This window comes from Streptomyces tauricus, from assembly GCF_014650955.1.
GTDB classification, from domain to species: Bacteria; Actinomycetota; Actinomycetes; order Streptomycetales; family Streptomycetaceae; genus Streptomyces; species Streptomyces tauricus.
This window is the reverse complement of record NZ_BMVY01000001.1, coordinates 362,571-375,645: the sequence shown is the minus strand read 5'-3', so window position 1 is coordinate 375,645 and position 13,075 is coordinate 362,571. Positions and strand designations below refer to the sequence as shown.

General features: G+C 71.5%; 10 protein-coding genes and 1 pseudogene. 3 read left to right on the top strand and 8 right to left on the bottom strand.

The features are described from left to right. The 4 genes from IE278_RS01510 to IE278_RS01495 form a co-directional block, all read right to left on the bottom strand. Positions 1 to 1,347, bottom strand: coding sequence for a serine hydrolase domain-containing protein (locus tag IE278_RS01510; protein ID WP_189767906.1), 1,347 nt, complete (start codon positions 1,345 to 1,347; stop codon positions 1 to 3). A 104-nt stretch (positions 1,348 to 1,451) separates the two neighbouring features. Continuing rightward, positions 1,452 to 2,750, bottom strand: a complete 1,299-nt coding sequence (locus IE278_RS01505; protein ID WP_246569672.1) for a cytochrome P450 — start codon at positions 2,748 to 2,750, stop codon at positions 1,452 to 1,454. A 1,026-nt stretch (positions 2,751 to 3,776) separates the two neighbouring features. After that, entirely contained in the window at positions 3,777 to 4,841 is a 1,065-nt protein-coding gene (locus IE278_RS01500) for an aldo/keto reductase (protein ID WP_189767905.1), read from the bottom strand. A 162-nt stretch (positions 4,842 to 5,003) separates the two neighbouring features. After that, positions 5,004 to 5,384 carry a hypothetical protein gene (locus IE278_RS01495; RefSeq protein WP_189767904.1) on the bottom strand — a complete coding sequence of 127 codons (381 nt, stop codon included), beginning with the start codon at positions 5,382 to 5,384 and terminating at the stop codon, positions 5,004 to 5,006. A gap of 164 nt (positions 5,385 to 5,548) precedes the next feature. Here IE278_RS01495 and IE278_RS01490 point away from each other — a divergent pair, with 164 nt between their 5' ends. Then, positions 5,549 to 6,289, top strand: a complete 741-nt coding sequence (locus IE278_RS01490; RefSeq protein WP_189767903.1) for a VOC family protein — start codon at positions 5,549 to 5,551, stop codon at positions 6,287 to 6,289. Between the two features lie 64 nt (positions 6,290 to 6,353). Here the strand turns inward: IE278_RS01490 and IE278_RS01485 are convergent, their stop codons facing one another. Continuing rightward, positions 6,354 to 6,956: a TetR/AcrR family transcriptional regulator gene (locus tag IE278_RS01485; protein WP_189767901.1), complete on the bottom strand. Its 603-nt coding sequence runs from the start codon at positions 6,954 to 6,956 to the stop codon at positions 6,354 to 6,356. Positions 6,957 to 7,151: 195 nt separating this feature from the next. Here IE278_RS01485 and IE278_RS01480 point away from each other — a divergent pair, with 195 nt between their 5' ends. After that, positions 7,152 to 7,748 (top strand): TetR/AcrR family transcriptional regulator, encoded by a 597-nt coding sequence (locus IE278_RS01480; protein ID WP_189767900.1) that lies wholly within the window; start codon positions 7,152 to 7,154, stop codon positions 7,746 to 7,748. Between the two features lie 3 nt (positions 7,749 to 7,751). Here the strand turns inward: IE278_RS01480 and IE278_RS01475 are convergent. Beyond that, positions 7,752 to 8,174: pseudogene (locus IE278_RS01475) on the bottom strand (MSMEG_6728 family protein); the annotation flags it as partial. 264 nt (positions 8,175 to 8,438) lie between these two features. Between IE278_RS01475 and IE278_RS01470 the strand changes: the two are divergent. Next, on the top strand, positions 8,439 to 9,713 hold the full coding sequence (locus IE278_RS01470; protein ID WP_189767898.1) for an NAD(P)/FAD-dependent oxidoreductase: 1,275 nt from the start codon (positions 8,439 to 8,441) through the stop codon (positions 9,711 to 9,713). A 77-nt stretch (positions 9,714 to 9,790) separates the two neighbouring features. Here IE278_RS01470 and IE278_RS01465 read toward each other — a convergent pair whose 3' ends face one another. Together IE278_RS01465 and IE278_RS01460 are read right to left on the bottom strand one after the other, a co-directional pair. Continuing rightward, entirely contained in the window at positions 9,791 to 11,818 is a 2,028-nt protein-coding gene (locus tag IE278_RS01465; protein WP_373311856.1) for an ATP-binding protein, read from the bottom strand. A 142-nt stretch (positions 11,819 to 11,960) separates the two neighbouring features. Continuing rightward, positions 11,961 to 12,893: an oxygenase MpaB family protein gene (locus IE278_RS01460; RefSeq protein WP_189767894.1), complete on the bottom strand. Its 933-nt coding sequence runs from the start codon at positions 12,891 to 12,893 to the stop codon at positions 11,961 to 11,963. Positions 12,894 to 13,075 lie beyond the last annotated feature (182 nt).

The window sequence follows — 13,075 nt, the reverse complement described above, 5'->3', positions numbered from 1 at the left end:
TCAGGCGCTGCCGACGCGGCGGGCCGTCCGACCGGAGATCTGTACGCGGTCGACGCTTCCGTCGACGGGATCTCGGTGGAAGCGTCCGCCGGGCTCCCGGAGACCGGTGGCGGGGTCGACCAGATCGCAGCTCAGATCCGGGTAGCAGACCAGGGGCAGCGACAGGTCGCCGTCGATGGACAGTGCGGGCAGGCCGTCGGCGCCGAGGCTGATCCGGTACTCGCTCGTCCCGTTGCGATAGGTCCCCGCGCACTGGGGGAAGGCGATGGGTCCGCCCCGGTCCGGGCGTGCGGGAGTGGTCGGCACCCGCAGACCGGTGAGCCGGGTGAGTTCGTCGGCCAGATCCCGCCACAGGGCGGTGGCGCCGCCGGCGTTGCCGGTGAAGGCGACCACGACACCGCTGCGCGGCTCCGCGCGCAGATGACACGAGGTGCCCTGGGCGTTGCCGTCGTGACCGCACCACCAGCGGTCGTCCTGCTGGTAGAGGGCGGCGCCCAGTCCCCAGGCGTCCGCCAGGGGGGCGGCGTCGGTTCCCTCCTCGGGGCGTCGCATCAGCGCGGCGGTGGCGGACGGGACGACGGCGGACCGGCCGATCAGGGTCCTGCCGAGGGCCAGCAGATCAGGGGCGCTCGCCAGCAGGGCGCCGGCCGGGGCCTCGACGGGCGCCAGGCTCTGCCGGGCGGGCCGCACGGCTCCCGTCGCCGTGTTCAGGGCGTGTCCGCTGGCTATGGGACGGCCGGGGGCGGTCTCGCCGAGGAAGGAGGGCGTGATGCCCAGCGGCTCCAGCACCAGCACGCGAACGGCTTCGTGCCATGTCATGCCTGTGACGACTTCGATCAGCCGCCCCGCCGCCACGTAACCGGCGTTGGAGTACGAGAAGTCCGTCCCGGGGGCGAACAGCGCGTCCTCGGCGGTGCAGACCGTCGAGAGATAGCGGGAGGCCGTCAGGCCGGCCGCGGTGTCCGAGTCGAGGCCGGTGGGCAGACCGGCCGTGTGGGAGAGGAGGTGACGCACGGTCACCTTGGGTAAGTCCTGGAACTCGGGCAGGACATCGGCGACGGACTCGTCCAGGTCGAGATCCTCGTCGTCGATCAGGAGCATGACAGTGGCGGCGGTGTACGTCTTGGTGACACTGCCCAGTGGCACGGCGGTGTCGGCGGTGAACGCGGTGCCCCGGACGGCGTCGGCCGTGCCGGTGTGCACACTGACGAACTCCGTCCCGGTGTCCACGGCCAGCTGGGCGCCGGGCACACGGTGGGTTCGCGCGAGGGTGTCGAGACGGTCCTGCAGAGTTCGGTGTAAGGGGGACGGTTGCGGGGCGACTTGAGCGGCGGTGGGGTACGGCATGTGAAGGGGACTCCCAGTGATGCTTGGTGTGAACGTGACGCGCGAGGCCGGTGGGGAGGAGCGGAACGGCCCCCGCGTCGGTGCGGGTGTGGCGTTCTTGCCTGCTAACTTCTGGCGACTTCGACCGGCAGACGACGTACGCCGACGATGACGCCCGGGTTCTGGAAGGTGACCTCTCCGTAGGTGGGGACACGCAGTTCGGAGAAACGTTCAAGCAGCATGCGCAGCGCGATACGCGCCTCCAGCCGGGCCAGCGGCGCGCCGAAACAGAAGTGGATGCCGTGCCCGAACGTCAGATGGGGATTGGGGCTGCGGGTCGGATCGAAGACGTCCGGTGCCTCGAAGCGGGAGGGATCGCGGTTGGCGGCGCCCAGATGGGCCACCACCATCGCGCCCGCCGGAATGTCCTGCTCGCCGATCACCACGGGCCGGGTGGCGCGTCGGCCGAGTTCCGCGAAGGGAGGCAGCCAGCGCAGTACCTCCTCGATGGCGTCCGGGAGCCGGTCGGGCTCGGCCCGCAACGCCTGGAACGTGCCGGGGTGCCGGTCGAACGTGACGACCGCGTTGCCCAGCAGCGCCGTGGTGGTGACGTGCCCGGCGACGAGCAGCAGGGCGACGAACCCGACGATCTCCTGGTCCTCCAGCCTGACCCCGTCCACCTCGGCGGCGAGCAGTTTGCTGGTGAGGTCGTCCCCCGGATTCGCTCGGCATCGCCGGATATGGTCAAGGACGTAGCCGTTCATCTCCCGTACGGTCGGGGCGATGGCCTTGAGCGCGCGGGCGAGGTCGTCCATGTTGGGCGCTTCACCGAGTTCGTCGCCGCCGAAGAGGGTGGCCGCCCATTCCTGGAAAAGCCGGTGGTCGGCCGCCGGTATGCCGAGCAGTTCGGCGATGACGATGATGGGCAGCGGGTAGGCGAGCGTGTCGACCAGATCGAAGCGGTCCCGGTCGGCGACGTCGTCCAGCAGCCGGCCGCACACATTCTCGATGCGTGGTTGCAATCCGCTCACCACGCGGGGGGTGAATGCCTGGCTCACGAGAGTTCGTAGTTTTCGGTGCTCCGGTGGATCCATACCGACGAAATTGCCTTGCCGGAAGACCTCGAAGTCCTCCTGCGTCGGCGCGATGGACGAGAAGTCGGAGGAAAACGTCGCCGGGTCCGCCAGCACCGCGGCCACCGACTCGTGATCCACCACCTGCCAGGCACTTTGCTGTTCGTCGTAATGCACCGGTCTCAGTGCGCGCAAGGACTGCCATCGATCGCTCAGCGCGTCGAAGGGTAAGTGCTCCTGTTGTGATGTGTTGCCGGTCACCTGTTCTCCTTCGTGCGGTACGCGGGGACAGCGAAACCACAAGCGGGATGGTCGACATCGAACCCGGGCGCGGAGCCGGATCTCGGCCACGAACTGGTGCGATAACGACCGACGGCAGCCCTGAGCGGTTGGCTGGACAACTCGGTCGACGTTACCGACCACCGAACTCGGTCACCGGCGGCGCTCACGCCGGCCCGTACAGCCGTATGCCTCGCATCATCTGCTTCAGCGATACGCGTCAACATATGCGGCGCGGACCGTATCGGTTCCACGCCCACCGCCGAACAACCGGCGGCACTCGTCGTGCGCACGTAGCTGACATCACACATCTCCAGTGAGTGAACGCACCACGCAGCGTTCACGCGGCGACTTCCCCTTGCCTTTACCTCGCGTATGCCGGGCCTTTGGGTGGGGCCCGATGTCCTGCCAACACACGCGCGGCTGTGCACAGCCGCCGGGCGGAGCGGACATAACCGGGGCGAAATTCCTCGACCCCGTCGAACCCGGCGACAGTCTTCATGGTGGGTCAACCGAGGGCAACCCCCCGAAGTTGGGTGGAGGCTATATCGGCAAGCCATTGCGCATTGTCTGCGAGCAGCCCGAACTAAACGCGTCGGCGGGGTCCTGGCCTGCTTCACCGCCCCCACGCGTGCCCCGGAAGCAGATGCCTAAACAGACGATTGCGTAGAACCTGGAACTCCTCTTGAGGAGCAACCGGCCACAACTCCCCTCACCTGCGCAGAGATTGTCCGCGGCGGCATGACGAGCACGAACATAAAAAAGCGGAACACCCCATTCGAAGAGCGCCCGAACGCGCCGGACCTTCGGCGCCGCGCCCGGGGACCGGCTCCGCGCGCCGTCGGCCACCCGGCCGGTCCGGCACCAACTTCGGCCGAATCCCGCCCGGAGCACGCGGGGCGCATTCCCCTGGCGCGCACGCGGGCTCGCGCTCCGCGGCCCACATCAGGACGGCGATCACAGGACAGCGACCACGGGGCAGCGCGGAACGGCGGACGACAGGAGCCCCACCCGCCTCAGGCCGATACGACCGCCCCACGCTTCCCGGCCACGATCCGGGACCACAGCGCGGTCGAGTACGTGGAGGGCTTCACTCGCTCATACGAGCTGCTCGTTGTCGTTGACGGGGCGGCGCGAGGCACGTCGGCGGTCGACCACCTGCCGCCACGTGTCTCCGTAGACGAGACCGATCATGTCCTCGCCCGCCATCACGTCGTGCGGAAAGCCCAGTTCCGGAGCACTGATCTCGTCGAGCCGGCTCAGCGCGTCGTCGTCGAGGACGACGTCGACGGCGGCGAGGTTGGCCGTCAGCTGCTCCTCGCCGGTCGCCCCGAGCAGCGGGATGACCGTGCCGGACCGTGAGCGCAGCCACGCGAACGCGACCTGCGCGGGCGTCCAGCCGCCGGCGTCGGCGACGGCGACGACCTCGCGGACGATGTGGTCGCTCCGTTCACCGCTGAAGTCCCATCCCCCGCGCGTGAGCCGTCCTTCCGAGCCGCCCAGGTACTTGCCGGTCAGGCGGCCCTCGGCCAGGGGGCCCCAGGCCACGACGGCCAGGTCGTGCGCCTGGGCCATCGGCGTCAGCTCGGACTCGACGGAACGGGCCAGCAGGTTGTAGCGCAACTGCACGCCGACGAAGGGCGACCAGCCGCGCAACTCGGCGAGGGTGTTCGCCTGGGCGATCTCCCACGCGGACCAGTCCGAGACACCGACGTGCAGGACCTTGCCGGCGCGCACCTGGTCGTCCAGCGCGCGCATCAGCTCCGGCAGCGGAGTGAGGGTGTCGCGGGCGTGCACCCACAGCACGTCGACGTGGTCGGTGTCCAGCCGCCGCAGGCTCGCCTCAAGAGAGGTCACCAGGTTCTTGCGGTGGTTTCCTGCCGTGTTCAGGTCGCCGGGGACGGTCTGCGCCGTGTACTTGGTACCGAGCACGAACCGGTCGCGTCGCCCGCGCAGCGCCCGCCCGACGATCGACTCGGAGGAGCCGCCCGTGTACACGTTCGCGGTGTCGATGAAGTTGCCGCCCGCGTCCGCGTAGATGTCCAGCAGCCTCGCGCTCGTCTCCGGCGCCGCGCCCCAGCCCCAGTCCTCCCCGAAGGTCATGGTGCCCAGCGCGAACTCGGAGACGCGGATACCGGAACGGCCCAGAAGTGTGTAGCGCATGAAAGGTCCTCGATTCGAAACGCGTGTCCATCACCGCGGAACGGGCCGGCCGCCCCGCATCCCCAAGGTGCTGCACCCCGCGCACGTCAACCAGGCCGCGCTCATCCTGGGTGCGCCCCACCCAGGAACCTCGGTGTCCCGTCGTCCCTCACCGCGGAGGCGTCAACGGGTAAGGGTCTGGAACCCCATGTCTCCGCAGTACTCGACGACGCGCTGCTCCGCCTCGGAGTCACTGTTGCTCATCGCTGCCACCGTCGCCTCCGCCAGAGTGCGGCCCTGACCGACGGACTCGTCCTTGAGCGGTCGCATCGCGACGAAGGCATCCCGGGCGACGGTCCCGACCTCATCGTCCCCCGCCGAGTCCGCCGAGTCCGCCGTGTCCGTGGACGCCGCGTTCCGCGCTTTCTGCCAGGCCCCCAACTGCGTGCAGTAGTTCTCCCTCTGCACGGTCAGCCGCTCCTCGTCCTCGCCGTCGGTCGAGGAACATCCGGCCAGCAGCGCCAGCAGGACAAGGACCGGAACCGCAGTCCTCTGTACGCGCACCACATGCCTCCGCCTGAACCTGCGCCCGCTCCACCCCTGCCACCTGCAACTCCCGCAGCAGGATAGCCGTTTGCGGATATCTCCCTGGGCCACACAAGCGATCAGGACATGGACCGGTGCGCGCTAGACGCGGCGTCGCGAGGCGGGTGCATAGGATCGCCGGCATGACCCTGCGACCTGTTCTGGTGAACATCAAGGCCGTTGACGACTCGGCGGTCGGCCGGTTCTGGGCCGAGGCGCTCGGCTGGCGCCTCACCAGCCAGGGATCAGGCGCGACCGCCGCGCAACCCCCCGGCTTCGACTGGCTGGACCCGAGCACCGTCTGCGTCGACGTCATCGCCGTCCCTGAACCCAAGAGTTCGGCGAAGAACCGCGTGCACCTCGATCTCGCCAGCACCTCCGCCGCCCATCAGGCGGAGCTGGTGGCTCGCCTCAGGGCTCTCGGCGCGACGCCCGCCGGGGTCGGCCAGGGCGATGTGCCGTGGACGGTCCTCGCCGACCCGGAGGGCAACGAGTTCTGTGTGCTGGAGCCTCGGGAGATCTACCGGGACACCGGGCCGGTCGCCGCGGTGGTGGTCGACTGCGCGGATCCGCGGGCCATGGCCCGGTTCTGGGACGAGGCGATGGACTGGACCCTGCACGAGGTGACCGACGACCGGGCGGTCTGGCGCTCCCCCACAGGTACCGGCCCGTACCTTGAGTTCCTCCGCTCCCCCGATGTGAAGACCGTGCCGGACCGCGTCCATCTCGACCTGGTGCCGGGGCCCGGTGACGACCGGGCGGCGGAGGTGGCCCGACTGCGGGCCCTCGGCGCCACCGACCTCGACGTCGGCCAGGGGGACGTCCCGTGGACCTGCCTGACCGACCCGGAGGGCCATGAGTTCTGCGTCCTCTCACGCACATGAGTGTCCTTCCGCGCACGCGTATCCAGGTCACCCCGCGCGTGTGAAGGGCGGCGACCCGTCCCGTTCAGACCCGTTCCAGCGCCTGGCGCCACAGCGCCGTGACGTGGGTCCGTAGCCGTTCCGTGTCGACGCGTCCGGGGTCGATCAGCCGTTGCATGCCGATTCCCCGGAGCTGCGCGACGACGGCGATCGCGGTCTCGTCGGGTGCCACGTCGGCGCGGATCGTGCCGTCGGCGATCCCGGCGGCCAGGTCCTCGTACAGATCCGCATGGAACGCCTCGTTCCGCTCGCGGAAGAGCGGAGTGAGTTCCGCTGTCGTCGCGGACTCGGTCCAGAGTTTGAGGAAGACCCTGTTCAGCACGCCCATGCGGCCGAGTTCGCCGATATATCCGTCGATCAGTCGCAGGAGACGGTCCAGCCCGGCCGGCAGCCCGTCCAGTCCCGGCACGAAACCGGCCTGGGCCGCGCGCGCCAGGCGTTCGACGAGCGCCTGCTTCGACCCGAAGTGGTGGGTCACGAGCCCGCGGCTGTAACCGGCCCGCTCCCCCACGGCCGCCAGCGTCAGCGCGTGTACGCCCTGTTCGTCGACCAGTTCGGCGGCGGCCGTGAGCAGAGCGGTTTCGGCCTCTTCACGGCGCTGCTTCTGCGTGCGGCGAGTAGTGGTCATGCGTCGAACCCTACAAGAAACTTGTCATACGACCAACAAGTGAATAAGAATGTGACTTCGGCGGCGCACTCGCCGCTTGGCCACCTCTCTGCGGACCCCCCTCTGCGGACCCCCCTCTGCGGACCACCTCTCCGCGGACCGCGACTCGTGCGGATGCCTCGTCGGCACGCCGCGGACCGGAACGGAAGGCGCCGGATGACGCGAACCCCTCGACGTGCACCGCGATCGGATTCCCTGGAGAACCGCGCCCGCATCATCGAGACCGCACACGCCGCCTTCACCTCCGACCCCTCGGCGAGCCTTCAGGCGATCGCACGGGCGGCCGGGGTCGGCCAGGGAACGATGTACCGCCACTTCCCCGACCGCGAGGCCCTCCTGCTGGCCGTCTACCGCGAGGACCTCGAAGCGCTCGCCGCCGCCGCCCCGCTCCTGCTGGACGAGTACGGGCCGCTGGAAGCCCTGCGCCGCTGGTTCGAGCGCCTCGCCGCCGACGGCCGCCCCACCGGCGGAGCGTCCCAGGCCGTGGCGGCCGCCACCCGGGCCGGCCGGCACCACCCACCGATCGTCGCCGCTCTCGACCTGCTGCTCAGCGCGGGCAAGGAGGCACGGCAGGTGCGAGCGGACGCCGAAGCGGAGGAGGTCCTGCTGCTGGCGTCCTCCCTCTGGCGGGACCGACGGGGCGACGGCGAACCCTCCTGCCCGGACCGCGGTCGGCGGATGCTCACCGTCATCATCGACGGGCTGCGCGCCGACGCACGCCCCGCACGCCCCGCACGCCCCTCACGCCCCTGACGCCTACGGCTCGCCCAGCGAACTGACGCGGTCGGACGCGGGCCAGAGGTAGGGCAGGTCGTCGGGAACGTCCGGGAAGACCGGGAGGTAGACCTCGGGTGCCTTGCGCACCAGCGCCGACCGGTGGCTGAGGTGGAAGGCGGGGTCCCCCAGCCAGGGCGGCAGCTCCCCGTCGTCGGCGAGGTCCTCCTGGACCCGGACAGCGGCCCCGGGCCGGTACAGGCCGAAGTCGGTGACGAGCGTGGTGGCACAGGTGTCGGCACGCCCCTCCGCCACCCACATGGCGCACACGTCCAGGCCGTAACGGACCAGGGCCTCCTCGTAACCGATCCACATACGTACCGCCGGATGGTGCCGCCATCCGTAGCCGGGCACGGTCAGGCCGCGCAGCACCTGCAGTGCCTCGACCCGCTGTGTCGGAGTACGGAAGAAAGGTCTGCACGCAGCATGCCTACCGCGGCGGCGTGAACGCGTATCAGCGCGCCCCGCATCCGTCCGCGCGCCGCGACGGGAAGATCGGTTGTGGAACGCGTGTACGCGGGTACGCGGAGTCGGGGTGCCGACGACGGCCACGTCGGCGGATTCCACACGACACGCCGGACGCCGGCGCCGGCGCTGTACAGCGGACGTCGCACGCCTGGCGTCGCGGGCCGCCGGTCAGACGTCGTATGCCGAACAAGGAGAGTGCCCATGGCCGCTACTCGCGGAGAACCGGATGTCCTCGTGGTCGGCGGAGGTCTCGCCGGTCTGGCCTGCGCCCGCGACCTGGTGGACGTCGGACTCGACGTCAAGGTCCTGGAGGCGTCCGACGAGGTGGGCGGGCGCATGCGCACGGACCGTCACGAAGGCTTCGTCGTCGATCGCGGCTTCCAGGTCTTCAACACCGCCTACCCGCAGGTCCGCCGACGGCTGCCGCTGCGCGAACTGCGGCTGAGGCCCTTCACCCCCGGCGTCCTCGTGCACACCGAGGACGGGCCGATGCGCTTCAGCGATCCGACCCGCAGGTCGCGTACACCCCACATGCCTCCCAGGACACGCGCTCTGCGCGACCTGCGTCCCGGACGTCTGGCGGGCACCCGCGATCTCCTCGCGCTGGGCGCCCTGTCGGCCCGGGACATGCTCGCGCCCGCGCGGCTGCTGAAACGCGAACGCGGCGAGGACCGCACCACCCGGACCGCGCTCGCTGCGGCGGGGTTCTCCGAGGAGTTCGTCGAGCGCTTCTTCCGGCCCTTCCTCTCCGGCGTCTTCCTGGAGGACGAGTTGGAGACCTCCGCACGCGTCTTCCACCTCGTCTGGCGCAGCATGCTGCGCGGCACGCTGTCTCTGCCGGGCGAGGGCATCGGAGCGGTCCCGCGCGCGCTCGCCGCCGCGCTCCCCCGGGCGACCGTACGTCTCGGCAACCCGGTCGCCCGGCTCACGGACGACGGAGTCGAACTGGCCACGGGCGCCGAACTCCCGGCCCGCGCCGTGGTGGTGGCCACCGGCCCCGGCCCGGCCGCCGACCTGCTGCCGGGCCTCGACGTGCCCGCGTACCGCGTGGTGACGACGTACTACCACGCCGCGACACGCTCCCCCCTCCCCGAGCCCACGCTCCTCACCGACACCCGCAGACGCTTTCTGAACTCCTGTGTCCTCAGCGAGGTCGTCCCCTCCTACGCGCCCGCGCACATGTCCCTGATCGCGACCTCGGTGCTCGGCGAGGACACGCAGGGCCGTGAGCGGGAGGTCCGCACGGCGCTGGCCGACGCGTACGGCGCCGACACGGGTGACTGGGATCTGCTGACGGTACGGACCGTGCCCGACGCGCTGCCCGTCATGGCACCTCCGCAGCCCCTCAGCAGGACCGCCCGGGTCGCACCCGGCCGGTACGTGTGCGGCGACCACCGGGCCACCGGATCGGTCCAGGGGGCACTGGCCTCGGGCACCCGGGCGGCCCGCGAGGTGGCCCGGGACCTGGGTCGGTAGCGGGGTCGGTAGCGGGGTCGCGGGCGCCCGTCGCTCTGCCGCGGGGGTGGCAAGGCGTCGCCGTCGCGATCCCGCTCTCAGCGCTTTCTGTCCAGGAGTTCCTTCAGCACCGACTCGGGGTCGCGGAGCACCGAGACCAGCAGGGCCTTGTCGTACGCGGAGTCGCCCAGCAGGGAGCGCGCCGTCGACTCGTACCGGTCCCGTACCGGTCCGAGTTCCGGTGTGCCCCGCTGCGGGTGGCCGACGGCGGCCCAGTAGTTCTCGCCGGCCCCGTACGCGGCGACCGCGGGCCCGCCGGCGCCCTGCGCGGCGAGCGCCGAGGCGAGCAGGTCCAGGCCGAGGGCGATGCCGAAGCTGTCACCGATGCGGCGCTTGCCGTCGAGCATCGCGGCCGCGTGTCCGGCGGCTTCCTCCGCGCGGTCCTCGAACAGCGCGAGCAGCGCCAACTGGTACTCGGCGTACGACCGGGTCCACCACTCGCCGCGTACGACGCAGTCCCGGCGCAGTTCGACGGCCTCGCGGCGGGCCTCCTCGCGCAGCCCCTCGGCCGTCAGGGCGAAGACGCGGATCAGCCGGCACAGCACACGGCCCACGGAGGCGAAGGGCCCGCCCTCGGCGCTCGCCAGGGCCCCGTCGACGACGAACCGCGCCGCCATCGGCCGCCCCCGCAGCAGATGGACCAGCCCTTGCAGATAGGCGGCGTGCAGCGCCCCTTCGGTCTCCTCCTGGGCCGCGGCCTGTCGCCGGCAGGCCAGGGCGAGCCGCTCGGCCGCCTCGTGCTCGCCGCACAGCACCCGGGCGACGCCGAGGGACCACAGGGCCCGGGTGCGTACGGCTCCCGGCTCCTCCGTCAGTGCCAGGGCCTCCTCCAGATAGCCCGTGGCTTCCCGCAGGTGACCGCAGCAGCTCCAGAAGAAGCCCAGCAGCCCGGCCAGTTCGAGCGCCTGCTGCGGCCGGGTGGTGAGGAAGTGGTCGAGCGCGGCACACAGGTCGGAGTGGGCCGCGGAGACCCAGCGGTACGCGTCCATCTGTGCCGGGCCCGGCCAGTCGGCGTGGGCCCGCCGGGCACGGCGCAGAAAGTAGGCGGCGTGGCGCCGGGACAGCACCTCGGTCTCGTCCAGTTCGCCGAGCCACATACGGCCGTACTCACGCAGGGTGTCCAGCATCCGGAAGCGGCCCTCCACGCGGGCCACGACGGACTTGCGCTCCAGTCCCGCCAGCGCCCGTTCGACGTCCGAGGCACGCAGGGCCTCGTCGGCGCACACCGCGCGCACCGCGTCGGCGTCCACGGCGTCCCGGAACACCGAGAACCGGGCCCACAGCAGACGCTCCGCGGGCTCGCACAGTTCGTGGCTCCAGCCGATCGCGGTGCGCAGCGTCCGCTGCCGGAAGTGGACGCGCCCCGCGGGGCCCGCCTTCGGCGCGGAGAGGTCCAGGCGTGAACCCAGGAGTTCCTCGACCTCGTCGAGCGTGTGGTGGGTCAACTGGCCGGCCGCCAGCTCCAGCGCGAGCGGGATCCCTTCGAGCCGCCGGCTCAGACGGGCGGCGGTCAGGATGCCCTCCGGGCCCATCGGGCCGGTCCCCGTCGCGGCCGCACGACGGCAGAAGAGTTCCACGGCGTCGGAGGCCGGTGGCAGCGGCTCCACGACGACGCGGTGCTCGCCGTCCATCCCGAGCGCTTCCCGGCTGGTCGCCAGCACGGTCACTCCCGGGCAGTCGTCGAGGAGACGGCCGAGCAGGTCGCGGCAGGCCGCCGAGAGGTGTTCGCACGAGTCCAGCACCAGCAGGACGTCCTTGCCCGCGAGCCAGGCGCACAGCGCGTCCAGCGGTTCGGCCGTCGCGTGGTCGGCGAAGTCGAGGGCGTCGGCGACCGTGGCGAGCAGCAGGCGGGCGTTCGTCAGCGGCCACAGGTCGGCCCAGGCGACGCCTCGGGTGCCGACGCGCATGACCTGCTCCGCCGCGTGCAGCGCGAGCCTGCTCTTGCCCACGCCGCCCACGCCGGTGAGGACGACCAGACGGTGCCGGTCCAGGGCGTCGGCGACGTACGCCAGTTCCCGGCGTCGTCCGACGAGTTCGTCAGGGGGCTCGGGCAGGTTCCTCAACACGGTGACCGTCTCTCGTGTGCGTCGCCCGGGCAGCGTCCGGACCGGTGGTCGAAGGTGGTGTGGGCGGGGCGCGTGGTGCGTACGGTGCCCGTGGCGTAGACGGGGCGCGTGAGGTCCGCGATGGGTGTTCGGATCCGTCCGCTCAGTCGGCCGGGGCCGACGTCACGGACGCGGGCCCGGGCGCGGTCTCGGTCGCAGCCGCGGCGGCGGTCGGCGGCGGCGTCATCGCCCACCGCACGGCCGCCGTCATGGCGGAGCCGAGCGGCCGTACGCACAGGTTCTCGGCCACCGCCAGCCGTGGCAGCCCGAGTTCCCTGGTGGCCCAGGTGGGCAGCAGGGACACGGCGTTCGCGGCCAGCACCCCGTAAGGGGGCCGGGCGATCAGCGGCAGCGGCGGATTCAGCAGCAGGAAGCGTGCGGCGGCACGCGCCTGCGCGGTCGCCCGCAGTTCCGGGCGGTACGCGTCGAGCCGTTCGGCCAGCTCGGCCCGGTCGCGCGGTGGATCGACGACACCCAGCGCGGCGCCGACGCGCGCCATGTCCGCGACGTACCCGTCGCACTCCGCGGCCGTCAGCGGGCGGCGCCCGTAGCGCTGGTGGGCGCGGAGAAAGCTGTCGGCCTCCGCGACGTGGACCCAGCCGAGCAGATGCGGGTCGCTCGCACGGTAGGCGAGGCCCTCGTCGGTCTCCCCCACCACCCGTTCGTGGACCGAGCGCACCTGCGCACAGGCCAGCCGGGCGCTCTCGGCGGTGCCGTACGTCGTCGTCGCCAGGAAGGTACTGGTGCGCTGGAGTCTGCCCCACGGGTCGCCGCGGAAGCCGGAGTGGGCGGCCACCGCGGCCATGGCGAGCGGATGGAGCGACTGCAGGAGCAGGGCCGACAGACCACCGATGAACATCGACGCGTCCCCGTGCACCCGGCGGACCGGGCGTTCGGGGCCGAACCAGCGCGGGCCCGGCGTGTCGTGGATGCGGGCGCGGTTGCGTGGGCCGTCGGGGCCCGCCACCCGGGCGAAGAGCCCGCTGCCCAGGCGTTCCCGCAGCCCGTCGACGCGAAATGCTCTGTTCAATTTCATCGGTGCCGTTTTCATCGGTGCCGTTTTGATCCGTGCCGGTTCCATCCGTGCCGGTTTCATCCGTGCCGTGTTCTCCTGTCGGGCGCTTGCTCGCGGGCGCGCGTCGCACGCGGTGTCCGCGCCCGGTGCGGGACGGCACCCGCTCCCGCCGGTGCCGTCCGGCGGGTGTCGGGCACACTCCC